This is a genomic window from Barrientosiimonas humi, assembly GCF_006716095.1.
Taxonomy (GTDB): Bacteria; Actinomycetota; Actinomycetes; order Actinomycetales; family Dermatophilaceae; genus Barrientosiimonas; species Barrientosiimonas humi.
Genome location: NZ_VFOK01000001.1, coordinates 2,044,834 through 2,067,322 on the forward strand (window position 1 = coordinate 2,044,834; position 22,489 = coordinate 2,067,322).

25 protein-coding genes and 2 tRNA genes are annotated in these 22,489 nt (G+C 73.3%); 10 read left to right on the forward strand and 17 right to left on the reverse strand.

Features of this window, described 5'->3' with window-relative positions; translation table 11 throughout:
• Window positions 1-28: 28 nt before the first annotated feature.
• Window positions 29-1,000 (reverse strand): thiamine-phosphate kinase, encoded by a 972-nt coding sequence (gene thiL, locus FB554_RS09545; protein ID WP_142005745.1) that lies wholly within the window; start codon window positions 998-1,000, stop codon window positions 29-31.
• 104 nt (window positions 1,001-1,104) lie between these two features.
• Here thiL and FB554_RS09550 point away from each other — a divergent pair, with 104 nt between their 5' ends.
• Together FB554_RS09550 and FB554_RS09555 are read left to right on the forward strand one after the other, a co-directional pair.
• Window positions 1,105-1,338: an Lrp/AsnC family transcriptional regulator gene (locus tag FB554_RS09550; RefSeq protein WP_142005746.1), complete on the forward strand. Its 234-nt coding sequence runs from the start codon at window positions 1,105-1,107 to the stop codon at window positions 1,336-1,338.
• Window positions 1,317-1,769 (forward strand): DUF3515 family protein, encoded by a 453-nt coding sequence (locus FB554_RS09555; RefSeq protein ID WP_142005747.1) that lies wholly within the window; start codon window positions 1,317-1,319, stop codon window positions 1,767-1,769. The genes FB554_RS09550 and FB554_RS09555 overlap by 22 nt, the downstream gene beginning before the upstream one ends.
• 193 nt (window positions 1,770-1,962) lie before the next feature.
• On the opposite strand, the gene FB554_RS09560 is transcribed toward FB554_RS09555, so the two are convergent.
• On the reverse strand, window positions 1,963-3,117 hold the full coding sequence (locus FB554_RS09560) for a D-alanine--D-alanine ligase family protein (RefSeq protein ID WP_142005748.1): 1,155 nt from the start codon (window positions 3,115-3,117) through the stop codon (window positions 1,963-1,965).
• 71 nt (window positions 3,118-3,188) lie between these two features.
• Here FB554_RS09560 and FB554_RS09565 point away from each other — a divergent pair, with 71 nt between their 5' ends.
• The gene (locus FB554_RS09565) at window positions 3,189-4,250 is read left to right on the forward strand and encodes a trans-sulfuration enzyme family protein (RefSeq protein WP_142005749.1); all 1,062 of its coding nucleotides are present in this window, start codon (window positions 3,189-3,191) and stop codon (window positions 4,248-4,250) included.
• A 24-nt stretch (window positions 4,251-4,274) separates the two neighbouring features.
• Here FB554_RS09565 and FB554_RS09570 read toward each other — a convergent pair whose 3' ends face one another.
• Together FB554_RS09570 and FB554_RS09575 are read right to left on the reverse strand one after the other, a co-directional pair.
• Window positions 4,275-5,276, reverse strand: coding sequence for an NAD(P)H-dependent glycerol-3-phosphate dehydrogenase (locus tag FB554_RS09570; protein ID WP_142005750.1), 1,002 nt, complete (start codon window positions 5,274-5,276; stop codon window positions 4,275-4,277).
• Window positions 5,273-6,016 (reverse strand): lysophospholipid acyltransferase family protein, encoded by a 744-nt coding sequence (locus tag FB554_RS09575; protein WP_338070563.1) that lies wholly within the window; start codon window positions 6,014-6,016, stop codon window positions 5,273-5,275. The genes FB554_RS09570 and FB554_RS09575 overlap by 4 nt, the downstream gene beginning before the upstream one ends.
• A 131-nt stretch (window positions 6,017-6,147) precedes the next feature.
• Here FB554_RS09575 and cofC point away from each other — a divergent pair, with 131 nt between their 5' ends.
• A complete protein-coding gene (gene cofC, locus FB554_RS09580) occupies window positions 6,148-6,804 on the forward strand; it encodes a 2-phospho-L-lactate guanylyltransferase (protein ID WP_142005751.1) in 657 nt (218 codons plus the stop codon).
• A 1-nt stretch (window position 6,805) separates the two neighbouring features.
• Entirely contained in the window at window positions 6,806-7,021 is a 216-nt protein-coding gene (locus FB554_RS17355) for a cold-shock protein (protein ID WP_142005752.1), read from the forward strand.
• 118 nt (window positions 7,022-7,139) lie between these two features.
• On the opposite strand, the gene FB554_RS09590 is transcribed toward FB554_RS17355, so the two are convergent.
• The 3 genes from FB554_RS09590 to leuC form a co-directional block, all read right to left on the reverse strand.
• Entirely contained in the window at window positions 7,140-7,775 is a 636-nt protein-coding gene (locus FB554_RS09590; protein WP_142005753.1) for an HU family DNA-binding protein, read from the reverse strand.
• 346 nt (window positions 7,776-8,121) lie between these two features.
• Window positions 8,122-8,718: a 3-isopropylmalate dehydratase small subunit gene (gene leuD, locus FB554_RS09595; protein ID WP_142005754.1), complete on the reverse strand. Its 597-nt coding sequence runs from the start codon at window positions 8,716-8,718 to the stop codon at window positions 8,122-8,124.
• A 12-nt stretch (window positions 8,719-8,730) separates the two neighbouring features.
• On the reverse strand, window positions 8,731-10,122 hold the full coding sequence (gene leuC / locus FB554_RS09600; protein WP_142005755.1) for a 3-isopropylmalate dehydratase large subunit: 1,392 nt from the start codon (window positions 10,120-10,122) through the stop codon (window positions 8,731-8,733).
• Window positions 10,123-10,226: 104 nt separating this feature from the next.
• Here leuC and FB554_RS09605 point away from each other — a divergent pair, with 104 nt between their 5' ends.
• Complete coding sequence (locus tag FB554_RS09605; protein ID WP_142005756.1) at window positions 10,227-10,970, forward strand: IclR family transcriptional regulator; 744 nt, start codon at window positions 10,227-10,229, stop codon at window positions 10,968-10,970.
• Between the two features lie 42 nt (window positions 10,971-11,012).
• Here FB554_RS09605 and FB554_RS09610 read toward each other — a convergent pair whose 3' ends face one another.
• The 7 genes from FB554_RS09610 to FB554_RS09640 form a co-directional block, all read right to left on the reverse strand.
• Window positions 11,013-11,207, reverse strand: a complete 195-nt coding sequence (locus FB554_RS09610; protein WP_142005757.1) for a helix-turn-helix transcriptional regulator — start codon at window positions 11,205-11,207, stop codon at window positions 11,013-11,015.
• Window positions 11,208-11,624, reverse strand: coding sequence for a hypothetical protein (locus FB554_RS09615; RefSeq protein ID WP_142005758.1), 417 nt, complete (start codon window positions 11,622-11,624; stop codon window positions 11,208-11,210). It abuts the gene before it with no gap.
• Window positions 11,625-11,714: 90 nt separating this feature from the next.
• The gene (locus tag FB554_RS09620; protein WP_211344570.1) at window positions 11,715-12,338 is read right to left on the reverse strand and encodes a histone deacetylase; all 624 of its coding nucleotides are present in this window, start codon (window positions 12,336-12,338) and stop codon (window positions 11,715-11,717) included.
• Between the two features lie 69 nt (window positions 12,339-12,407).
• Window positions 12,408-12,480, reverse strand: a tRNA-Glu gene (locus tag FB554_RS09625).
• 95 nt (window positions 12,481-12,575) lie between these two features.
• A tRNA-Gln gene (locus tag FB554_RS09630) sits at window positions 12,576-12,647 on the reverse strand.
• Window positions 12,648-12,761: 114 nt separating this feature from the next.
• Window positions 12,762-14,321, reverse strand: coding sequence for a glutamate--tRNA ligase (gene gltX, locus FB554_RS09635; RefSeq protein WP_142005759.1), 1,560 nt, complete (start codon window positions 14,319-14,321; stop codon window positions 12,762-12,764).
• Window positions 14,322-14,358: 37 nt separating this feature from the next.
• A complete protein-coding gene (locus tag FB554_RS09640; protein WP_142005760.1) occupies window positions 14,359-16,005 on the reverse strand; it encodes an FAD-binding oxidoreductase in 1,647 nt (548 codons plus the stop codon).
• Between the two features lie 53 nt (window positions 16,006-16,058).
• Here FB554_RS09640 and FB554_RS09645 point away from each other — a divergent pair, with 53 nt between their 5' ends.
• Window positions 16,059-16,736, forward strand: coding sequence for a TetR/AcrR family transcriptional regulator (locus tag FB554_RS09645; protein ID WP_142005761.1), 678 nt, complete (start codon window positions 16,059-16,061; stop codon window positions 16,734-16,736).
• A complete protein-coding gene (locus FB554_RS09650; RefSeq protein ID WP_142005762.1) occupies window positions 16,733-18,325 on the forward strand; it encodes a glycerol-3-phosphate dehydrogenase/oxidase in 1,593 nt (530 codons plus the stop codon). The genes FB554_RS09645 and FB554_RS09650 overlap by 4 nt, the downstream gene beginning before the upstream one ends.
• Here FB554_RS09650 and FB554_RS09655 read toward each other — a convergent pair.
• A complete protein-coding gene (locus FB554_RS09655; RefSeq protein ID WP_142005763.1) occupies window positions 18,282-18,878 on the reverse strand; it encodes a DUF2017 domain-containing protein in 597 nt (198 codons plus the stop codon). The two genes, FB554_RS09650 and FB554_RS09655, sit on opposite strands and share 44 nt — an antisense overlap.
• Window positions 18,879-19,193, reverse strand: a complete 315-nt coding sequence (gene clpS / locus FB554_RS09660) for an ATP-dependent Clp protease adapter ClpS (protein WP_142005764.1) — start codon at window positions 19,191-19,193, stop codon at window positions 18,879-18,881.
• Between the two features lie 22 nt (window positions 19,194-19,215).
• On the opposite strand from clpS, the gene FB554_RS09665 reads away from it, so the two are divergent.
• Together FB554_RS09665 and FB554_RS09670 are read left to right on the forward strand one after the other, a co-directional pair.
• Window positions 19,216-20,544, forward strand: a complete 1,329-nt coding sequence (locus FB554_RS09665; RefSeq protein WP_142005765.1) for a nicotinate phosphoribosyltransferase — start codon at window positions 19,216-19,218, stop codon at window positions 20,542-20,544.
• Between the two features lie 16 nt (window positions 20,545-20,560).
• Window positions 20,561-21,133 carry an isochorismatase family protein gene (locus FB554_RS09670; protein WP_142005766.1) on the forward strand — a complete coding sequence of 191 codons (573 nt, stop codon included), beginning with the start codon at window positions 20,561-20,563 and terminating at the stop codon, window positions 21,131-21,133.
• A gap of 17 nt (window positions 21,134-21,150) precedes the next feature.
• Here FB554_RS09670 and FB554_RS09675 read toward each other — a convergent pair whose 3' ends face one another.
• Window positions 21,151-22,389 carry a homogentisate 1,2-dioxygenase gene (locus FB554_RS09675; RefSeq protein ID WP_142005767.1) on the reverse strand — a complete coding sequence of 413 codons (1,239 nt, stop codon included), beginning with the start codon at window positions 22,387-22,389 and terminating at the stop codon, window positions 21,151-21,153.
• Between the last annotated feature and the right edge of the window lie 100 nt (window positions 22,390-22,489).

Below are 22,489 nucleotides of genomic sequence, written 5' to 3' on the forward strand. Positions count from 1 at the left end.
GAGACACCCACGCACGATCGAGCGTGTCTCACGGGTGGAAGTGGTCCCAGCCGCCGCCCGAGCGCGGCCGGCCGTCGACCGTCACGCCCTCGCCCGCGCCCACCTGACCGATCCGGCGCCACCCGTCGGGCAGCGCGACCTCGGGCGGGAAGCAGGCCAGCAGCGAGTGCTCCTCTCCCCCGGTGAGCACGCAGCCCAGCGCGGCGTCGTCGTCGAGCACCCCGGTCAGCCGGTCGAGGTCGGCGCGCAGCAGCTCGGTGCTCAGCTCGAGCCGCACCCCCGACGCCGCGGCGACGCGTCCCGCGTCGCGCACCAGGCCGTCGCTCAGGTCGATCATCGCGGTGGCGCCGGCCGATCTCGCCACCGGGCCCTGCTCGTACGGCGGGCGCGGGCGGACGTGCTCGCGCACCAGATCTTCGTCGTCGTCAGCCCGATCCTGTTGCAGCAGAACGAAACCCGCGGCCGAACGACCCAGCGTGCCGGCGACGGCGACCACGTCTCCCCCGCGCGCGCCCGAGCGCAGCACCGGGTCGCCGTCGACGTCGCCGAGCGCGGTGATCGAGACCATCAGCGTGCCCGCGGGCGCGGACGACAGGTCGCCGCCCGCGATCGGGACCTCGATCTCGGCCGCCGCCGCGCCGAGACCCGCGGCGAAGTCGAGCACCCACGCCACGGGGGTCTCCGGGTCGGCCACGAGCGTCACGAGCAGCGCGGTGGCGCGCCCGCCCATCGAGGCGATGTCGGCGACGTTCTGGGCGACGGACTTACCGCCCACGTCGGCGGGCGAGGACCACTCGTCGAGCCAGTCACGCCCGCGCACCATCGTGTCGGTCGTGGCCAGCACGCTGCCGTACGCCGTCCGCACCAGCGCGGTGTCGTCACCCGGCGCGACGACCACCGGGCCGCCGCGGGGCAGCAGCGGGAAGATCTGGGCGAGCAGCTCGTCCTCGCTGACGTCGCGCAGCCGGGGACCCGGCCCGTCCGTCCAACGGTTGGTCACGTGACTCCTCCGGCCTCGGGCATCAGCCCCAGACGGTAGCGTCTGCCCCGACACCACGGCTCCCACCTTGCGGGTGCCGCACCGACCCCGACGACGGAGGCGAGATGGTCCAGGCGTACATCCTCATCCAGACCGACATGGGCAGGGCCGGCGACGTGTCGGCCGCGTGCGCCGAGATCGACGGGGTCGTGAGCGCCGAAGACGTCACCGGCGGCTACGACGTCATCGTCAAGGTCGAGGCCAACACCGTCGACGAGCTCGGCAAGCTCGTGCTGGCCAAGATCCAGAAGGTCCAGGGCATCGTCCGCACCCAGACGTGCACCGTCGTCCACGTCTGACCGCCCTCGCGGTCGCCGCCGCGACCCTCGCCCTCAGCGGCTGCTCGTCGGCCGTCGAGGTCTCCGCCGCACCGAAGGCGTCAGATCCGTTGTGCGCCAAGGCTGCTCAGCAGTGGCCGACCTCCGTCTCCGGTGAGGAGCTGCGCGAGGTCAGCGTCGACTCCCCCACCGTGCGCGCCTGGGGAGACCCGGCGATCATCGCCCGCTGCGGCATGACCTCCCCCGGCCCGACCACCAACGACTGCATCGGCGTCTCCGGGGTCGACTGGGTCGCTCGCAAGCTCAGCGACGGCATGGCGTTCACGACGTACGGCCGCGAGCCCGCCATCGAGGTCCTCGTCCCGAAGGACTACGCGCCCGAACCGTTGGTGCTCGGCGCGTTCACCGAGGCGGCCCAGCAGATCCCCCAGGGCCCACGCCGCTGTTCGTGACTTTTTTGGCCTCAACTCCTCCTCCGGCAGCCCGTCGCACGCTACGGTCTGCCGGCATCGTCGCCGAGGCGTCCGTCCCGGGCAGAACGGGTCGATACCGACCCCACATGACACGCGAACGGCCCGATTCGCGGGCAGAACGGGTCGATATCGACCCCAGACGTACGCCCACCCCGGCCGACCGGGGCGGGCGTCAGCGCAGGCCGGTGCGGCGGTCCAGCGCCAGCTCGATCAGCTCGGTGATCAGCTGCGGGTAGTCCAGGCCGCTGACCTTCCACACCTGCGGGAACATCGAGCTGGGCGTGAAGCCGGGCAGGGTGTTGATCTCGTTGAGCACGAGCCGGCCACCGGGCTGGTAGAACCAGTCGACCCGCGCCAGACCCTCGCAGCCGGCGGCGTCGAACGCCTTGACCGACAGCTCCTTGACCTCGTCCGCGACCTCCGCCGGGATGTCGGCGGGGCAGGTGAGGCGGACGTCCTCGGCGTCGATGTACTTCGCCTCGAAGTCGTAGAAGTCGTGGTTGGAGACGACCTCGATCTCGCCGATCTCGCTGGCCCGCGGGAGGCTGTCGCCGCGGCCCTCGAGCACGCCGCACTCGATCTCGCGACCGTCCACCGCGGCCTCGACGATCACCTTGGGGTCGTGCTCGCGCGCGGCCTCGATCGCCGGCCGCAGGTCGTCGAACCGCTCGACCTTGGAGATCCCGACGCTGGAACCGGCGCGCGCGGGCTTGACGAAGACCGGCCAGCCCAGCGCCGGCACAGCGTCCATCGCGAGCTCGGGGTCGCGGCGCCACTGCTTGTCGGTGATGACGACGTACGGCCCCACCGGCAGCCCGGCCGCGGAGAAGACGACCTTCATGAGGTGCTTGTCCATCATCACCGCCGACGCGGCGACGCCCGAGCCGACGTAACGCACGTCGGCGAGCTCGAGCAGGCCCTGCAGCGTGCCGTCCTCGCCGAACGGTCCGTGCAGCAGCGGCAGCACCACGTCGACGCCCGCGAGCTCGGTCGGCGGCTGCCCCGGCTCGCGCACGATGAGGTTGCGCGGCCCGGACCCCGCCGGCACGACCACGTCGGTGTCGCCGGTGACCTCGGGGCGGTTGGTCGCCGTGAGCCGCAGCGGCTCGGGGTCGTCGGCCATGAGCAGCCAGCGGCCGTCGCGGGCGATGCCGATCGGCACCACCTCGAACCGCTCCCGGTCGATCGCGCGCAGCACGCCGGCCGCGGTCGCGCACGACACGGCGTGCTCGGAGGACCGGCCGCCGAACACGATGGCCACACGGGTCTTGGGTGCGCCCTGCTCGGAGCCCGTCGGGGCCGGCGGTGCGGCGTTGCTCTCAGTCATCGTGGTCGAGGGTAATGCCCGGATCCTGGTGCCCGGCGCAGGCTGCGCCGCGGCCGTGCGACGCTGCGACCATGCCCGACCTGCCCCTGTCCCCCGCCACCCGGCTCGTCGCCGGCGGCCGCCCCGCCCACCAGCCGGGCGCCTCGCTCAACGCGCCGGTCGAGCTGACCTCGACGTACGTCGCCGGCGCCCCCGTCAACTACGCGCGGGTCGACAACCCCACCTGGCGGGCGTTCGAGGACGTCCTCGGCGAGCTCGAGGGAGGGTCCGCGCTGGCGTACGCCTCCGGCATGGCGGCCATCTCGGCCGCCCTCGCCCTGGCGCCGGTCGGGGCGGTGGTGGTGGCGCCGCACCACGCGTACAACGGGACGGGGGCGCTGCTCGCCGAGCTGGCCGAGCAGGGCGTCGTGCAGGTGCGCCGGGTCGACATCGCGGACACCGACGAGGTGCTCGCCGCCCTCGACGGCGCGGCCCTGCTGTGGACCGAGTCGCCGACCAACCCGATGCTCGAGATCGCCGATCTGCCAACGCTTTTCGCTGCTGCTCGCGAGCGCGGCGTGGTGTCGGTCTGCGACAACACCTTCTCCACGCCGCTGCTGCAGCGCCCGCTCGAGCTCGGCGCCGACGTGGTGGTGCACTCGGTCACCAAGTTCCTCTCCGGGCACTCCGACGTGCTGCTCGGCGCCGCGGTCACCGCCGACGATGGCCTGCGCGAGCGGCTGCACACGCACCGCACGCTGCGCGGTGCGATCCCCGGCCCGATGGAGACCTGGCTCGCGCTGCGCGGGCTGCGCACGCTGCACCTGCGCCTGGAGCGCTCGTGCGCCAACGCGGCGGTGCTGGCCGAACGGCTGCGCGAGCACCCGGCGGTCGAGCGGGTGCGTTATCCCGGCACGGGCGCGATCGTGGCGATCGAGCCGGTCGGTGGCCGGGCCGCGGCCGAGCGGGTGGAGCAGGTGGTGCGCGTGTGGACGCCCGCGACCAGCCTCGGCGGCGTGGAGTCGCTGCTCGAGCGCCGTCGCCGCCACCCGGCGGAGCCGCCGACCGTGCCCGAGCAGCTGGTGCGGCTCAGCGTCGGGGTCGAGGACGTCGAGGACCTGTGGCGCGACCTGGACCGGGCGCTGTCCGACTGATCGCGACCGGGCGCTCGGCCCGCGTCAGCTGCGCTCGTGCTTGCGGCTGCGCGACATGAGCTGCTCGACGACGTCGGCGGGACGGCGCCCCTCGAACACCACGGCCGCGACGTTCTCGACGATCGGCACCTCGGCGCCGACGCTGGTGGCCAGCTCGAGGATCGACCGGCACGACTTCACGCCCTCGGCGGTCTGCTTGGTGCTGGCCTGCACCTCCTCCAGCGTCTGCCCCTGGCCGAGCTTGAAGCCGAACGTGTAGTTGCGCGACAGCGGCGAGGCGCACGTCGCCACCAGGTCGCCCACGCCGGCGAGACCGAGGAAGGTCTGCGGGTCGGCGCCGAGCCGGATGCCGAAGCGCGCCGTCTCGGCGAGCCCCCGGGTCAGCAGGCTGGCCATGGTGTTGTCGCCCATCCCCATGCCCTTGGCCATGCCGACGGCGAGCGCGATGACGTTCTTGACCGCACCGCCGATCTCAACGCCCACGACGTCGCCGTTGGTGTAGGGGCGAAAGTACGGCGTGGCCGACGCCTCGGCCACCCTGGCCCGGGCCATCGCGTTGGTGGAGGCGACCACGGCGGCCGCCGGCTGCTTGGCGGCGATCTCGCGCGCCAGGTTGGGCCCCGACACGACCACGATGCGCTCGGGGTCGACCGACGCCGCCTCGGCGATGACCTCGCTCATCCGGCGGGTGGTGCCGAGCTCGATGCCCTTCATCAGCGACACGACATAGGCGTCGTCGCCGATCGCGTCGCCCCACTGCGCGAGGTTGTCGCGCAACGTCTGCGAAGGCACCGCCAGCACCGCGACCTGCGCGCCCTCGGCCGCCTCGCGCGGGTCGGCCGTCGCGCGCACCGCGTCGGGCAGCTGCAGGTCGGGCAGATATCCGCCGTTGCGTCGGGTGCTGTTGATCTCGTCGGCGACCTCGGGCCGGCGGCTCCAGATCGTCACGTCGCACCCGGCGTCGGCCAGGATCGCGGCGTACGCCGTCCCCCAGCTGCCGCTGCCGAAAACCGTTGCGCGGGTCATGATCTCGCCTCTCCGTCCGCGCGTCCGGGGCCGGCCGGGCGGAACCGCTCGGCAGGTGCCCGCTCGCCACGGATCGTCTCGAGCTGGGTGGTGATGGCCGCCATCAGCCGCTCGGTCGCGGTGCGCAGGGTGGCGCTGTCGTACGGCCGCGCCAGGTCGGACAGGTCGACCGGCGGACCCGCCTGGATGCGGATCGTCTTGCGCGGCAACAGCTTCGGGACCTTGCCGCGATAGGGCCACAGCAGGTCCTGGGTCCCCCACATCGCGACGGGGATCAGCGGGCAGTCGGTCTCGAGCGCGATGCGCGCCGCGCCGGTCTTGCCGGCCATCGGCCACAGCCCGGGGTCGCGGGTGAGCGTGCCCTCGGGCATCACCACGACGCAGGCGCCCTCGCGCACGGCCTGGATCGCCGCGGTCAGGGCGTCGACCGCGCGCACGGTGTTGCGATAGACGGGGATCTGCCCGGTGCCGCGGATGACGTGCCCGAGGCCCGGCACGTCGAGCAGGCTGGACTTCGCGAGGTAGTGCGGGGCGCGGCCGTGGTCGACCAGGAAGTGCCCGAGCGTGAGCGGGTCGGTGTAGGAGACGTGGTTGGCGGCGAGCACGAACCCGCCCTCGCGCGGCAGGTGCTCGCCCCCGCTCCACTCCTGGCGCGTGACGCCCTGCATCACCGGGCGCAGACCGCCGATGATGCGTCGGAACAGGGGCGTGATCTCCTCACGCATCGGCTCTCGGGGCACCGGTCTCCTCCACGTGGCGGCGGGGTCCCGGTCATCCTGCCACGCGGCGCGCCGCCGGACCGGCCGCCTCGGACATACCCCTGCGTGTGTGTCGTCGCGGGGCTGTCACCGGGCGATGAGACCATGGCCGCGTGAGCGTCTCACCCCCGACCGCCGCCCGCACCTCGACCTGGCACGTCGTCGTGCCCGTCAAGAGCCGGTTCCGCGCCAAGTCGCGGCTGCACGCGCCCGCCGGCGTCGACAAGCCCGGCCTCGCACTGGCCCTCGCGCTCGACACCCTCGACGCCGTGCTCGACGTCGTGCGCACCGACCGGCTGATCGTCGTCACCGAGGACGACCTGGTCACCGCCCACCTCGCCGAGCGCGACGTGCGCACCGTCCCCGACCCGGCCCGCGGTCTCAACCCGGCCGTCCAGGCGGGTCTCGCCGAGGCCGTCCGGCGCGACGCGGGCCTGCCCACCGCCGTGCTGCTCGGCGACCTCCCGGCGCTGCGCCCGGCCGAGCTGCTCGCGGGGCTGCGCGCGTGCGCCGCGACCGAGAGCGCGCTCGTGCCCGACCACGACGGGCACGGCACCGTGCTGCTGACCCATCACGACCCGCGCGCGCTCGCGCCCCGGTTCGGTCGCGGCTCGGCCGCGCGCCACGCCCGGCGCTGCACGGTGCTCGACCTCGACCTGCCGACGCTGCGGCACGACGTCGACGACCTCGCCTCGCTCGACCGGGCCGCCGAGCTCGGTCTCGGCGAGCACAGCGCCGCGGCGCTCGGTGCCGAGCGACGGAGCGCCTAACGTGCAGGCCACCGTGCACACCTTCGACCTCGACACCGCCTCGGGCTCGGTGCTCATGGACAACGGGCGCGAGCTGCGCTTCGGGCAGACGGCCTTCGCCGCGAGCGGGCTGCGGCACCTGCGCCCCGGCCAGCGGGTCAGCGTCGAGATCGGCTCCGACGGCGGGGTGTCCCGGCTGTGGATCGTCGGCATCGGCGCGGGCCAGATCATCCGCTGACCTGACCTGACCGACCGGGCCGCGTACCCGAAATCACCACCTCGGGCCGCCGGACACGCCACGAGGGCGGCCCCATCGGGAGCCGCCCTCGCTGACGTACGGGGTCTGTGCCGCGCGCTCAGCGCTTGGCGGTGCGCGTGGTCTTCTTCGCCGGGGCCTTCTTGGCCGTGGTGGCGCGCGTCGTCGTCTTCTTCGCGGTGCTGCGCGCCGGGGTGGCCTTGGTCGTGGCCTTCTTGGCGGTCGACTTCTTCGCCGCCGTGGTGCCGGTCGCCTTCTTGGCGGTGGACTTCTTGGCCGCGGTGGACTTCGTCGCTGCACCCGTGGACTTGGCCGCCGACTTCTTCGCCGCGGTGGTGCCGGTCGCCTTCTTGGCGGTCGACTTCTTGGCCGCGGTCTTCTTGGTGGCGGCCTTCTTCGTGGTGGTCGACGAGCCGGCCGCGGTCGCGCGGCCGCCGGCGTTGCCGGTCTTGGGCAGGCTGCGCGGGTCGGCGACGACGGTCTTGAACGCGGTGCCCGGCTTGAACTTCGGGACCGCGGTCTTCTTGATGCGCACGCTCTGACCGGTGCGCGGGTTGCGACCGGTGCGGGCCGCACGGGACACCTTCTCGAAGGTGCCGAAGCCGGTGATGCCCACCTTGTTGCCCTTGGCCACCTCGCGGATGATCACGTCGAAGACCGCCTCGAGGGCGTCGTTGGCCGCCTTCTTGCTGCCGAGGCGACCCTCGAGGTTCGCGATGAGTTCTGCCTTGTTCACGATCCCAACCCTCCGGGGGATTCTGCCGGCGCCACCGCCGGACTCTCACACTGCCGGGCAGGTGCTCGGCTTGACATCAGACGGTATGACCGCGCGAGGCGCACGTCCACTACATCGCGCCGGAGATTCGTTGTGGCCGAACGACTTTGGGCGCTCGAGGCTGGGTGTCGCCCGACGGCAGCCCGCGCACCGACCGGTCCGCGTCGGCCCGACGCCCCCGGCTCCGACCCCGCACCGGCGGCTGCGGCGACGGGCGCGCGGAGGCGGCGAGGGCGTACGGCGGGGGGATGCGAAAGCCCGGGTCCCGTTGCGGCGCTACGGAACCCGGGCTTCGGTGCAGAGTCGGTCAGCCGGCGACCGTGGTGGTCGGCTTCCACGGGTGGCGCTGCGACTCGTAGTCGTCGATGGCGTCGGCGTGACGCAGCGTGAGGCTGATGTCGTCGAGCCCCTCGAGCAGGCGCCACCGCGTGTAGTCGTCGATCTGGAACGGGACGGTGAGGTCGCCGCCGGTGATCACCCGGCCCTTGAGATCGACCGAAAGCGGTGTGCCCGGGTGGTTCTCGAGCAGCTTCCACAGCAGCTCGACGTCCTCCTGGGCGACCTGCGCGGTGAGCAGACCGGCCTTGCCGGAGTTGCCGCGGAAGATGTCGGCGAAGCGCGAGGAGATGACCACGCGGAAGCCGTAGTCCATCAGCGCCCACACCGCGTGCTCGCGCGAGGAGCCGGTGCCGAAGTCGGGTCCGGCGACGAGCACCGACCCCTGGGCGTAGTCGGGGTTGTTGAGCACGAACGACTCGTCGCCCCGCCAGGCGGAGAACAGCCCGTCCTCGAAGCCGGTGCGGGTGATCCGCTTCAGGTAGACCGCGGGGATGATCTGGTCGGTGTCGACGTTGCTGCGCCGCAGCGGGACTCCGACGCCGGTGTGGGTCTCGAACTTGTCCATCGTGGGCTCCTCCTACAGGTCCGCCGGGCTGGACAGCGTGCCGCGCACCGCGGTCGCCGCCGCGACGAGCGGGCTCACCAGGTGGGTGCGGCCGCCCTTGCCCTGGCGGCCCTCGAAGTTGCGGTTCGACGTTGAGGCGCAGCGCTCCCCCGGCGTCAGCTGGTCTGGGTTCATGCCGAGGCACATCGAGCATCCGGCGAGGCGCCACTCGGCGCCCGCGTCGGAGAAGATCCGGTCGAGCCCCTCGTCCTCGGCCTGCAGGCGCACCCGGGCCGACCCGGGGACGACGAGCATGCGCACGCCCTTGGCGACCCGGTGGCCGCGGATGACGTCGGCCGCCGCGCGCAGGTCCTCGATGCGCCCGTTGGTGCACGACCCGAGGAAGACCGTGTCGACCGCGATGTCGCGCAGCGGCGTGCCCGGCTCCAGACCCATGTACGTCAGCGCCCGCTCGGCGTCCTCGCGGTCGCCGTCGTCGCCGAAGGACTCCGGGTCGGGCACCGTCGCGCCGAGCGGCAGGCCCTGGCCGGGGTTGGTGCCCCAGGTGACGTACGGCGTCAGCTGGGTCGCGTCGATGCGCACCTCGTGGTCGAACTCGGCGTCGTCGTCGGTGCGCAGCTCGGTCCAGGCGGCGACGGCGGCGTCCCAGTGCTGCTCGTCGGGAGCGTGCGGGCGGCCCTTGAGGTAGTCGAACGTGGTCTGGTCGGGCGCGATCATGCCGGCGCGGGCGCCGGCCTCGATCGACATGTTGCACACGGTCATCCGCGCCTCCATCGAGAGCGACTCGATGGTGCTGCCCCGATACTCCAGCACGTAGCCCTGGCCGCCGCCGGTGCCGATCTCGGCGATCACCGCGAGGATGATGTCCTTGGCCGTGACGCCCTCGGGCAGCTCGCCGTCGACCGTGATCGCCATGGTGCGGAACGGCTTGAGCGGCAGCGTCTGGGTGGCCAGCACGTGCTCGACCTCGCTGGTGCCGATGCCGAAGGCGAGCGCGCCGAACGCGCCGTGCGTCGAGGTGTGGCTGTCGCCGCAGACGATCGTCATGCCGGGCTGGGTGAGCCCGAGCTGCGGACCGATGATGTGCACGATGCCCTGCTCGGCGTCGCCCATCGGATAGATCGGCACCCCGAACTCCGCGCAGTTCTGGCGCAGCGTCTCGACCTGGGTGCGGCTCACCGGGTCGCTGATCGGCCCGGCCGTGGTCGGGACGTTGTGGTCCTCGGTGGCGAGGGTCAGCTCGGTGTGACGCACCCCGCGACCGGCCAGGCGCAGCCCCTCGAACGCCTGCGGGCTGGTCACCTCGTGGAGCAGGTGGAGATCGATGTAGAGGAGATCCGGCTCGCCCTCGACCCGGCGCACCAGGTGCTCGTCCCAGACCTTCTCGGCCAGTGTGCGTGCCATGACCCCTCCCGGAATCCGCTCTTCGTGCTGCGTCCGCCACATCCTGCGCCGCTGTTTTTGCGGTTGAACTTGCGTCTCGTCCTCTGAGACGGCAGTATCAACTCATGGACAAGTCTAGCGGTGTGGGCGTCCTGGACAAGGCGGCCATCGTTCTCTCGGCCCTGGAAGCGGGTCCCTCGACCCTCGCCCAGCTCGTGGCGTCGACCGGTCTGGCGCGCCCCACGGCGCACCGGCTCGCCGTCGCGCTCGAGCACCACCGACTCGTCGCACGCGACATGCAGGGGCGCTTCGTGCTCGGCCCGCGCCTGGTCGAGCTGGCCTCGGCGGCGGGCGAGGACCGCCTGCTCGCGGCCGCCGGCCCGGTGCTCGGCGCGCTGCGCGACCACACCAACGAGAGCGCCCAGCTCTTCCGCCGGCAGGGCGACCAGCGCATCTGCGTCGCCGCGGCGGACCGCCCGGTCGGCCTGCGCGACTCGATCCCGGTCGGCGCGACCCTGTCGATGCAGGCCGGGTCCGCCGCGCAGATCCTGCTCGCCTGGGAGGAGCCCGAGCGGCTGCACAAGGGGCTGCAGGGCGCGAAGTTCACCGCGACGATGCTGTCGGCCGTGCGCCGCCGCGGCTGGGCGCAGAGCGTCGGCGAGCGCGAGGCCGGCGTCGCGTCGGTGTCCGCCCCGGTGCGCAACCCCGCCGGCAAGGTCATCGCGGCCGTGTCGATCTCGGGCCCCATCGAGCGCGTGTCCCGCCAGCCCGGCCGGCTGCACGCCGCGACCGTGATCGCCGGCGCCAACAAGCTCACCGAGGTGCTCGCCCGCGCCCAGGCCCCGGTCATCCGCCACGAGAGTGCGTGACCCGCGCCCGACGTACGCCATCGGCCGGCACCGCACGCCCGCTCACTCCCGCGGGTCGAACACGTCCTCGATCGTGACGTCGAACTCGCGCGCGATGCGGAAGGCCAGCGGCAGCGAGGGGTCATAGCGCCCCTTCTCCAGCGAGATCACCGTCTGCCGCGAGACGCCCAGCGCCACGGCGAGGGCGGCCTGCGAGAGCCCCCGGTCGCGGCGCAGCTGCGGGATCCGGTTGCGCACTCAGGCCTCCGCGCGCCGGGCCTGGAGGTAGGCCAGGCCGAAGCTCGCCCCGGCGAGCAGCAGCACGTGCACGATCGTCACCGGCGCCAACCAGTCGACGCGCAGCGCCCGGCCCAGACCCTCGAAGAGCAACGCGCCGCCGATCGTGCAGCAGAACGCCGTCGACGCCGCGCGCTCGAACCAGGACCGCTCCACGTCGTCGCGCCCCGCCCGGTCGGTGGCCGCGACCTCGGCCCGCCCGAGCCACAGCATCCACGCCAGCCCGGCGACCGCCGGGCCGCACACGAGCGCGAACACCACCACCCACAGCACGGTCGCGTCGTCGCCGCCGCCACGCACCGCCGCGAGCAGCCCCAGCAGACCGCCGCCCAGCAGCCCGAGGCCGCCGGCCACCGCGACGCGTGCGCTCCGTGTCATGCCCTGGTTCATCGTGCCCCCCGAAGTAGTCAAGCGTGCTTTACGCCGCCACCCTGCACCGCGGGCGCCCGGCATGTCAAGCGTGCTTAACTACGCCGCGAGCACCTCGTCCAGCCGCTCCGGGGTCCACGTGGGTCGCACGCCGGGCGCCGGCAGCAGGTAGTCGCGGATCTGCGGCGTCGACAGGCCGTGCGCCTCGCGCAGGCCGGCCGCGATCATCGCGAGGTAGGCGCCGCTCGGCGCGTTGACGGCCGGCCGGGCGTCGTCGTCGGGGCAGGTGAAGGTGACCACCGGCTCGCCCTCGAGGTCGGCGACGACGGCGAGCGTCTCGTACCGGCCCGGCCCGAGCACCAGCCGCCGGGCGCCGATCAGCTCGTCGACGTCGAGCGCGTCGCCGGGGTCGCGGTGCATCTCCTGCGCGACGACGTCGGCGAGCTGCTCGTGGGTGATGCGGTACGCCCGCACCAGCGCCTCTCCCCCGGCGGCGAGGTCGAGGAACGCAATGCCGCCACCACCCCAGGTCGGCGAGTCCCAGCCGAAGAAGATCTCCCCGGGCACGTGCAGCGCGCGGTCCGCGACCGGCGGCGTGGCGTCGCGCGCCCCGGGGTAGGTCCGGCTCGCCCCGGGCGGGCGGCCGCCGGACAGGTAGAACCCGAACCGGGCGGCCGACAGGTTCGAGCCGTAGGAGGCGTACCAGATGTGGTCGGTGCTCATCAGGGGCAGCATGCCAAAGACACGAAGAAGCCCGGACCCTCCGAGAGGGTCCGGGCTTCTCGCGATACGTAGCCCCGACGGGATTCGAACCCGCGCTACCGCCTTGAGAGGGCGGCGTGCTAGGCCGCTACACAACGGGGCCGCACGTGGTGCTGATCGAGATCAGCGGAGAGAACCATACCGCGAGGAGTGGAACTTCTCCGAATCGCCTGAGCCGGAACGGCTTTCGGCGACTCGCTGGGGTACCAGGACTCGAACCTAGACTAACTGAACCAGAATCAGTCGTGCTGCCAATTACACCATACCCCAAGGGGGTATCACTCCATGCGCGCCGGGAACCGGCCTTCATGGGGTGAACCGAGGAGAAACCTTACCGGCCGCCCCCGCGTGGGCCCAAATCGGGGTGGCCCGTCGAGGCGCGGCTCACAGCTGGTCGCGCAGCGCCCGCAACCGGGTCATGGTCGAGTGCTTGCCGAGGATCTCCATCGACTCGAACAGCGGCGTCGAGATCTTCTGTCCCGCGATCGCGACGCGCAGCGGACCGAACGCGAGCCGCGGCTTGATGCCGAGCCCGTCGATGATCGCCTCGCGCAGCGCGGCCTCGATGCGCGGGGCCAGCCACTCCACCCCGGTGCCGTCGGGGTTGCCGATGCCGCCGTCGATCGGCTCCAGCGCCGCGATGGCCGCGTCGAGCACCTCGGCCGCGCCGTCCTTGAGCGTGGCGCGCGCGTCGTCGGCGATCTCCAGCTCGTCGTCCGCGACGTAGAACGGGCGCACCAGCGGCACGGCGTCCTGCAGCGTCGTGATGCGCGTCTGCACCTGCTCGGCGACCAGCTTGAGGCGCCCCAGCTCGGGCAGCGTCGGGTGCGAGCCGACGAGCCCCTCGGCGTGCAGGAACGGGATGAGCCGGCTCGCGAGGTCGCCCGCGTCGAGCTCACGGATGTAGTGCCCGTTGAGCCAGTTGAGCTTGTCGAGGTTGAACACGGCACCAGCCTTGTTGACCTTGGCCCACTCGAAGCGCTGCGTGAACTCCTCGAACGTGAAGACCTCGCGCTCGGTGCCATCCGCCTCGACGATCGGCGGATACCCCTGCAGCGCAAGGAAGTTCAGCAACGCCTCGGGCAGATAGCCCTGCTCCTGGAACCAGGTGAGCCGGGCGGCGGGGTTCTTGCGCTTGGAGATCTTGGCGCGCTTCTCGTCACGCAGCAGCGGCATGTGCGCGAAGCGCGGCGCCGGCACCTCGAGCCACTTGTAGAGGAGCAGGTGCTTGGGCGTGCTGGAGATCCACTCCTGGCCGCGCACGACGTGGGTGATCGCCATCTCGTGGTCGTCGACGACCACGGCCAGGTGGTACGTCGGGAAGCCGTCGGCCTTGAGGATCACCTGGTCGTCGGGCCGGGGCGCGCTCGTGCGCCCCATGATCAGGTCGTCCCACTCCAGCTCGACGTCGTCGGGGATCAGCATGCGCACGACCGGCTTGTCGCTGAAGCCGGGCAGCGCGGCCCGCTCCTCCTCGGTCTTGCCGTAGCAGAGCCGGTCGTAACCGGTCGGCTGCTTCAGCGCCTGCTGCTTCTCGCGCATCTCCTTCAGCCGTTCCGCGGAGCACCAGCAGTAGTAGGCCTTGCCCTCGGCCAGCAGCTTGTCGACATAGGGCTGGTAGGTATCGAGCCGCTCGGACTGCCGGTACGGCGCGTACGGACCGCCCACGTCGGGCCCCTCGTCGTGGCTCAGCCCGAGCCAGGCGAGGGTGTCGTAGACCTGCTGCTCGCTGCCCTCGACGAACCGCGCGCGGTCGGTGTCCTCGATGCGCAGCACGAACTGGCCGCCGTGCTTGCGGGCGTACGCCAGGTCGAACATCGCCATGTAGGCGGTGCCGACGTGCGGGTCGCCGGTCGGCGACGGCGCGACGCGCAGCCGTGGCGGGGCCACCGGGGCGTCGGGGTCGGGTGAGGAGGCAGCAGCAAGGGTGTCGGACGCGCTCATGATGCGGCGATCGTACCGAGGCGCCGACGGCGCGACCTCAGGAGAACAGCTTGCCCGGGTTCATAACCGCCTGGGGGTCGACGGCTCCCGCGGCGGCGCGCAGCAGCCGGATGCCCAGCTCGCCGACCTCGTCGGGCAGGTAGGCCCGGTGGTCGACGCCGACGGCGTGGTGGTGGGTGATGGTGCCGCCGTGCTCGACGATCGCGCGGCTCGCGGCCTCCTTGGCCCTCCCCCAGCGCCCCAGCGGGTCGTCGCCCGCCTCCCCGATGACGGTGAGATAGAGCGAGGCGCCGGTCTCGTAGACGTGCGACACGTGGGTCTGCACGACGCAGCGGGTGCCGTCGGCGACGAAGGCGTCGCTGATGGCGGTGCGCACCGCGGCGGCGAGCGGCACCAGGTTGCTCCAGCCCGTCGCGGTCTCGAGGGTCTCGACCAGCACACCGCGGCGCAGCAGCTCGTCGCGCAGGTAGGGCGCGCCGAACCGGTGCGCGGCCCAGGCGCGGGCGACGGCGCCGGGCAGCCGGCGGCCGTGGTGGGCGGTGAGCGCGGGCCGGGCGGCGGCGGCGCGCGCGTCGACGGTCTTGCTGTCGGGGCCGTCCCACAGCAGGATCACCAGGCACGGGTCGCCGAGGCGGCGCAGCCGGGTGAGCCCCCGCAGCGCGGCGCCCGACCGGCCCGCCATCCGCAGGGTCACCCGGGTCTCCTCGGCGTCGGAGGCGCGGCAGACGTCGGGCAGGGTGCGCGACTGCGCGAGCTGGCGCAGCGCGGCGGTCGCCTCCTCGAACGACGCGAACGCCCAGGCCTCGTGCCGGGTGGCCGCCGGGCGAGGGCGCGCGCGCACGGTCACGTCGGTGATCACGCCGAGCCGGCCCTCGCTGCCGAGCACCAGGTCCAGCAGCGCCGGCCCGGCCGCGGTGCCGGGGAAGCCGCCGACCCGCAGCTCGCCCTCGGGGGTCACGACGGTCGCGGCGAGCACCATGTCGTCGAAGCGGCCGTAGCCGGAGGACGCCTGGCCCGAGGACCGGGTCGCGGCGAACCCGCCGAGCGTCGCCTGCTCGAAGCTCTGCGGGAAGTGGCCGAGCGTGAGGTCGTGGGCGGCCAGCAGCCGCTCCGCCTCGGGGCCGCGCACGCCAGCCCCGAAGGTCGCGGTGCGCGACACCGGGTCGAGGTCGACGAGGCCGTCGAGGCGGCGCAGGTCGAGCGTGACGACGCCCGCGTGGTCGCCGCGCAGCGCCTGCACGCCACCGACGACGGAGGTGCCGCCGCCGAACGGCACGACGGCCAGGTCGTGCTCGGCGCAGACGCGCAGCACCTGCGCCACCTGGTCCGCGTCGGCCGGGAGCACGACGGCGTCGGGCGCCTCGTCGGCGTCGCCGCCGCGCGCCCGCACCAGGTCGCGATAGCTCTTTCCGCCGGCGTGCTCGACGCGCGCCTCGGCGTCGGTGCGCACGTGCTCCTCGCCGACGACGGCGGTGAGCGCCGCCCGGGCCGACGGCGCGAGCAGACGGTCGGGAAGGCGTACGGCGGGCAGGTCGACCGGCGGCTCGTCGACCGCGTCGACCGGCCGGCCGAGCTCGCGACCGAGCAGCGCCAGCCCGGCGCCGGACAGGCTCCGGTCGGCGTCGGCGGCACCCCAGCCCCACCAGACGGAACGGGGCGGGACGGGAGGCAGCTCAGACGTCATGTGTGACACAGTGTCACATGTTGTAACATCGCCACAACCGAGCTGGAGGTGTCATGGCGAAGCAGGCAGCGCAGGACCCCACGTCCGACGCGCCCGAGGCGCACGCCCCCGAGACGCTGGCTCCGGAGGCCGACGCCTCCGAGGTCGCGGCACCCGACCGCGCCGCGCAGCTGGTGCAGGCCGCGCGCGAGGAGGTGCTGGCCTACGGCGTACGCCGGGCCACCGCCACCTCCATCGCCCGCCGGGCGGGCGTCTCGCGGATGACGGTCTATCGCCACTCCGGCGGCATCGAGCAGCTGGTGCTGGAGGCGCTGTACGGCGAGTTCGAGCAGCTGGTCACCGCCTCCGCCGAGGGCGCCGACCTCGAGGCGTCGGCGCGCCCGCAGATCGTGCGCCGGGTCACCTCGGCGCTGCACCAGATCCGCCGCTCGCCGCTGGTGCAGGCGCTGCGCCAGCACGACCCGGAGCTGCTGCTGCCCTATCTGATCGACCACCTCGGCCGCGGTCAGGAGCTGATGCGCACGTTGCTGCGCGAGGGCATCGAGCTCGGGCAGCGCGACGGGTCGGTGCGCCGCGTCGACCCCGACGTGGCCGCGATCACCCTGCTCATGGCGCTGCAGGGGTTCGTCGTCTCCGCCACCGTCGTGGCCGATCTCGCCGACGAGCGCGCGATCGACGACGAGGTGGCGCTGCTGGTCGACCGCTACCTCGCCCCGAGGCTCGGGGCATGAGCGCGCCGAGCCCGGCCGGCGGGCGCGGCTCGCTCAACCGGACCCAGCGCCGGGGTGCGCTGGAGCGCGCGGCCGAGCGGACGTACGACGTCGTGGTCGTGGGCGGTGGCGTCACCGGCTGCGGGGTGGCGCTCGACGCGGCCAGCCGCGGGCTGAGCGTGCTGCTGGTCGAGCAGCACGACCTCGCCGCGGGCACCAGCCGGTGGAGCTCGAAGCTGGTGCACGGCGGGCTGCGCTACCTCGCGTCGGGGCACGTGGGCGTCGCGCACGAGTCGGCCCGCGAGCGCCACCTGCTGATGTCCCGGATCGCGCCGCACCTGGTCGCGCCGATGCCCACGCTCGTGCCGCTCGGGCGCGACGTCGGCCGGCGCCAGGGGGCGCTGATCCGGTTGGGCGTGACGGCCGGCGACGTGCTGCGGCGCAGCGCGCGCACGCCGTCCTCGCTGCTCCCCCGGCCCCGACGGATCGGCGCCGCCGCCACGCTGCGGCTCGCGCCGGGGCTCGCCGCCGACGGGCTGCGCGGCGGGGTGCTGTCGCACGACGGACGGCTCGAGGACGACGCGCGCCTGGTCGTCACGCTCGCCCGCACGGCCGCCGCGGCCGGGGCCGACGTGGTCACCCGCGCGCGGGTCGACGAGCTCGACGCCGAGCGGGTCATGCTGACCGACACGCTGACCGGCGAGCGCCTCACCGTGCGCGCCCGCACGGTCGTGAATTCCACTGGTGCCTGGGCGGATCGGCACGACGACCGGATCACCGTGCTGCCCAGCCGCGGCTCGCACCTGGTGCTCCCGGCGGCCGCCGTCGGGTCGCCCCGGGCGGCGCTGACCGTGCCGCTACCGGGCAGCACCAGCCGGTTCCTGCTGGTGCTGCCGCGGCCCGACGACCAGGTGCTGGTCGGGCTCACCGACGAGCCGGCGCCCGGTGTCGACCCGTTGGAGCCGCCGGTGCCCGAGGCCGACGAGCAGCTGCTGCTCGAGGGCGTCTCGCGGGCGCTGCGCTCCCCCGTCACCTCGGCCGACGTGGTCGGGCGCTTCGCCGGGCTGCGGCCGCTGGTCGTGCGCGACGACAAGCCGTCCGCCGACGTGTCGCGCGAGCACCTGCTGCTCGACGAGCCGGGACGGCCGCTCACCATCGCGGGCGGCAAGCTGACGACCTATCGCCGGATGGCCCAGGACACCGTCGACGCGGTCGTGCGGCGGCTGGGGCGCGGCGGGGAGTGCCGCACGGCGACGCTGCCCCTGCTCGGTGCGGCCGAGGCGGCCGACCTCGCCCACGTGGCGGCGCCGGCCCGGCTGGTGCGCCGGTTCGGCACGCTCGCGCCCGAGGTGGCCGCCCTGTCGGCGCGCCACCCGTGGCTTGCCGACCCGATCGCTCCGGGGAGCGCGACCACGGGGGCCGAGCTGGCGTACGGCGTGCTGGAGGAGGGTGCGCTGACCGTGGACGACCTGCTGGCCCGGCGCACCCGGACCACGTTCGACCCGGCGGCCGCGGCCGCCGCCGTGCCGGTCGCCGAGCGGGTGCTGGCGACCTTCGACACGGAGGTCACCGCAGCAACGCCTGGGCGACCGACTCCTGGAGCCAGGTGAGCAGGTCGTAGATCATCGCCGCCATGACGGCGGGGTCCTCGAAGTCGTCGGCCTCGGCGACGATCTGCTCCAGGCGGGCGGAGTCCTCGTCGGTGCGCAGGCCGAGGCGCTCGCCCAGCACGAGGCGCACGTCGGACAGGGCCATCATCAGCGCCTGCGCCTGACCGAGGTCGAGCTCGACCTTGTCGGAGGTGGCGCTGTCGAGCGCGGCGATGGCGGCGGTGATCGTGGCGACCTTGCGGCGGCGCAGCGAGTCCTCGGTCAGCGCGCGGAAGTCGCGCGCGAGGTCGTCGTCGTCGCGGCTGGCGGGGGGCAGCAGCCGGCGCAGCGCCGGGTCGCGCTGCTCGACCTCCTCGGGCGTGGCGGTCGGCGCGTCGAGCTCGCGGCGCAGCCGCTCCAGCGGGTCGGCGGTCTCGTCGGTGTCGCCGGTCTCGTCGGCGTCGGGGTCGAGCAGCTCACGGGTGCTGGAGAGCAGCCCGGCGACGATGCCGCGCTCCTGCTCGTCGAGCCGCCCGACCACGCGAGATCCCTTGCGGCGGAATGCCGTTGCCACTCACTCGTCCTTCTGGAAGGTGGCCCACAGGCTGTAGCCGTGCATGGCCTCGGTGTCGCTCTCCATCTTCTCCCGCGTGCCCCGCGAGACCACGGCGGGCCCCTCGTGGTGGACCGCCAGCATCAACTGCTCGGCCTTGTCTCGGGAGTAGCCGAAGTAGCTCTGGAAGACCCAGCTGACGTACGACATGAGGTTGACGGGGTCGTTCCAGACGATCGTCACCCAGGGCTGGTCGAGCTGCTGGGCGAGGTCTTCCTCGAGGCCGACGTCGGTGACGGCATCGGGCGTCGCTTGATCAGGTGGGGCCACGGACACGCCTCAACCTTAGGGTGGCGGCGTGACCTCGCAGAGCCCCTCTCCCGCCGCCACCGCCTCGACCGCGCTGCTGACCGACCACTACGAGCTGACGATGCTGCAGGCGTCGTTGCGCAGCGGCGCCGCGCACCGCCGGTCGGTGTTCGAGCTGTTCGCGCGCCGGCTGCCCGACGGCCGCCGCTACGGCGTGGTCGCCGGCACCGGGCGCTTCCTGGAGTCGCTGCGCCACTTCCGGTTCGAGGAGGCCGAGCTGGAGCGGCTGCGCTCGGCGAAGGTCGTCGACGACGCGACCGTCGACTGGCTCGCCGACTACCGCTTCTCCGGCGACGTGTGGGGCTACGCCGAGGGCGAGGCGTACTTCCCCGGCTCGCCGCTGCTCATCGTGGAGTCCTCGTTCGCCGAGGGCGTGATCCTGGAGACGCTGGCGCTGTCGATCTTCAACCACGACAGCGCCGTCGCGTCGGCCGCGTCGCGGATGACCTCGGCGGCCGACGGGCGCCCGTGCATCGAGATGGGCTCCCGGCGCACCCACGAGTGGGCGGCGGTCGCGAGCGCGCGGGCGGCGTACGTCGCCGGGTTCGCGACGACGTCGAACCTCGAGGCGGGGCGGCGCTACGGCGTGCCGACCGCCGGCACGGCGGCCCACTCGTTCACCCTGCTGCACGACGACGAGCGGGCGGCCTTCACCTCCCAGGTCGAGTCGCTCGGCAAGGACACCACGCTGCTGGTCGACACCTACGACGTGACCGCGGCGGTCGAGCTCGCCGTCGAGATCGCCGGCCCCGAGCTCGGCGGGGTGCGGCTCGACTCCGGCGACCTGCTGGTGCAGGCGAAGGAGGTGCGCCAGCAGCTGGACGAGCTGGGCGCGACCAAGACCCGCATCGTCGTGACCAGCGACCTGGACGAGTACGCCATCGCCGCGCTGCAGGCCGCCCCGGTCGACGTCTACGGGGTGGGCACGAGCCTGGTCACCGGGTCCGGCACGCCGACGGCCGGCATGGTCTACAAGCTGGTCTCCCGCGCCGACGACTCCGGCGAGATGATCGGCGTCGCCAAGGCGAGCAAGGACAAGACCAGCGTCGGCGGGCGCAAGTACGCCCTGCGCAAGATCAGCCCGCGCGGCCTCGCCGAGGCCGAGGTGATCGGCATCGGCGAGCGCCCGTTCGACGACGGCAACGACCGTGAGCTGCTGGTGCCGCTGGTGCGAGACGGCGAGATCGTCGGCGAGGAGCCGCTCGAGGCCGCCCGCGAACGGCACGCCGCCTCGCTCGCCGAACTGCCCCGCAAGGCCCACCAGCTCTCCCGCGGCGAGCCGGTGATCCCCACGGTCTATCTCGACGACCAGCCCTGAGCGTTAGCGTCGGACCATGACGAGCGCACTGGTGATCGTGGACGTGCAGAACGACTTCTGCGAGGGCGGTTCGCTCGCGGTCGAGGGCGGCGCCGAGGTCGCCGGCCGGATCAGCACGTACGTCGGCAGCGGCCTGGGTGGGTACGCCCACGTCGTCGCCACCGCCGACTGGCACGTCGACCCGGGCGACCACTGGTCGGACGAGCCCGACTTCACCGACAGCTGGCCGGTGCACTGCAAGGTCGGGACCGCCGGCGCCGACTTCCACCCCAACCTCGCGCCGGCGCTGGAGCAGGTCGAGACGGTGTTCCGCAAGGGTGAGCACGAGGCGGCCTACTCCGGGTTCGAGGGCGCGGCCGAGGACGGCACCGGCCTCGCCGACTGGCTGCGCGAGCGCGGCGTCGAGTCGGTCGACGTCGTGGGCCTGGCCACCGACTACTGCGTGCGAGCCACCGCCCTGGACGCCGTGCGCGCCGGGCTCAGCACCCGGCTGCTCACCGACCTGGCCGCCGGTGTCGCGCCGGAGACCACGAAGGCTGCGCTGGCGGAGCTGGCCGGCGCGGGCGTACAGGTCACCACCGCGAGCTGACCGCCCGCACGGCGGGCCTAGGCGTCGCGACCGCCCACCCAGCTCCAGGCGTACTTCCCGTCGTCCACGGCGACGCCGGCCTCGCCGAGGTCGAGCGGGCGGAAGGTGTCGACCATGACGGCGGTCTCGTCGAAGTAGTGCACGCCCACCGAGGCCTCGTAGGCGCCGGGCTGCGGGCCGTGCGCGTGCCCGCCCGGGTGCACCGAGATCGAGCCGCGCCCGATGCCCGAGCCCTTGCGCGCCTCGTAGTCGCCGGCGACGTAGAACATGATCTCGTCGCTGTCGACGTTGGAGTGGTAGTACGGCACCGGGATCGACCGCTCGTGGTAGTCGACCTTGCGCGGCACGAAGTTGCAGACCACGAAGTTGTGGCCCTCGAACACCTGGTGCACGGGCGGCGGCTGGTGCACCTTGCCGGTGATCGGCATGTAGTCGGCGATGTTGAAGGCGTAGGGGTAGAGGCAGCCGTCCCAGCCCACGACGTCGAGCGGGTGGTAGGGGTAGGTGTAGATCGTGCCGACCACGCCGCCGGGCCCGTTGCCGCGGTGCTTGATGTAGACCTGGGTCGGCTCGGTCGCGTCGGCGCCGACGTCCTCGGCCAGCAACGGCCCCTGCGGCCCGCGCAGGTCGCGCTCGCAGTACGGCGCGTGCTCCAGCAGCTGCCCGAAGCGGGACAGGTATCGCTTGGGCGGGGTGATGTGCGAGCTCGCCTCGATGCAGTACGCCCGGAGCGGCTCGACGAAGTCGTCGTCGCCCTCGACGAGCGGGAGCCAGCGGTGGGTGGTCGCGCGCGGGACGACCAGGTAGTCGCCCTCGCGCACGTCGAACGCCCCGAACACGGTCTCGACGCGCGCGCCGCCGCGCTCGACGTAGATGCACTCGTCGCCGATCCCGTTGCGGTACCACGGACTTGGCGCGTCGGCCTTGACGTAGAGCAGCCGCACGTCGGCGTTGCCGAGCACGAGGCGACGCCCGGTGACGACGTCGCGTCCGGTCTCGTCGTCGGGGAACAGGTCGTGCAGCTTCAGGTGGCGCGGCACGAGCGGGTGGTTGGGCGTGGTCGCCATCGAGTTGCCGAGGTTCCACACCTGGGCGTCGGTGATCGCCGACGGGAGCCCGCGGTGGTAGAGCAGCGAGGAGTCGGAGGAGAAGCCCTCCTCGCCCATCAGCTCCTCGTAGTAGAGGCCGCCGTCGGGCCGGTCGTGCATCGTGTGCCGGTGCCGGGGCACCGAACCCATCGCCTGGTAGTACGCCATCGCAGCCTCTCCTCGCGAGTGCCGATCCGCGCGCGCCGGGCGTCCGATTTTCGGACGTCGGCGTCTCATCGGCGCGACGAGGATGCAGTAGCGTGACGGG

Excerpts from the sequence above, each read along its gene's own strand:
- FB554_RS09550 (WP_142005746.1), top strand. The coding sequence starts at position 1,105 with ATGGTCCAGGCGTACATCCTCATCCAGACCGACATGGGCAGGGCCGGC.
- FB554_RS09560 (WP_142005748.1), bottom strand. The coding sequence starts at position 3,117 with ATGACTGAGAGCAACGCCGCACCGCCGGCCCCGACGGGCTCCGAGCAG.
- FB554_RS09565 (WP_142005749.1), top strand. The coding sequence starts at position 3,189 with ATGCCCGACCTGCCCCTGTCCCCCGCCACCCGGCTCGTCGCCGGCGGC.
- FB554_RS09570 (WP_142005750.1), bottom strand. The coding sequence starts at position 5,276 with ATGACCCGCGCAACGGTTTTCGGCAGCGGCAGCTGGGGGACGGCGTAC.
- leuD (WP_142005754.1), bottom strand. The coding sequence starts at position 8,718 with ATGGACAAGTTCGAGACCCACACCGGCGTCGGAGTCCCGCTGCGGCGC.
- leuC (WP_142005755.1), bottom strand. The coding sequence starts at position 10,122 with ATGGCACGCACACTGGCCGAGAAGGTCTGGGACGAGCACCTGGTGCGC.
- FB554_RS09605 (WP_142005756.1), top strand. The coding sequence starts at position 10,227 with ATGGACAAGTCTAGCGGTGTGGGCGTCCTGGACAAGGCGGCCATCGTT.
- FB554_RS09615 (WP_142005758.1), bottom strand. The coding sequence starts at position 11,624 with ATGACACGGAGCGCACGCGTCGCGGTGGCCGGCGGCCTCGGGCTGCTG.
- FB554_RS09620 (WP_211344570.1), bottom strand. The coding sequence starts at position 12,338 with ATGAGCACCGACCACATCTGGTACGCCTCCTACGGCTCGAACCTGTCG.
- gltX (WP_142005759.1), bottom strand. The coding sequence starts at position 14,321 with ATGAGCGCGTCCGACACCCTTGCTGCTGCCTCCTCACCCGACCCCGAC.
- FB554_RS09640 (WP_142005760.1), bottom strand. The coding sequence starts at position 16,005 with ATGACGTCTGAGCTGCCTCCCGTCCCGCCCCGTTCCGTCTGGTGGGGC.
- FB554_RS09645 (WP_142005761.1), top strand. The coding sequence starts at position 16,059 with ATGGCGAAGCAGGCAGCGCAGGACCCCACGTCCGACGCGCCCGAGGCG.
- FB554_RS09650 (WP_142005762.1), top strand. The coding sequence starts at position 16,733 with ATGAGCGCGCCGAGCCCGGCCGGCGGGCGCGGCTCGCTCAACCGGACC.
- FB554_RS09670 (WP_142005766.1), top strand. The coding sequence starts at position 20,561 with ATGACGAGCGCACTGGTGATCGTGGACGTGCAGAACGACTTCTGCGAG.
- FB554_RS09675 (WP_142005767.1), bottom strand. The coding sequence starts at position 22,389 with ATGGCGTACTACCAGGCGATGGGTTCGGTGCCCCGGCACCGGCACACG.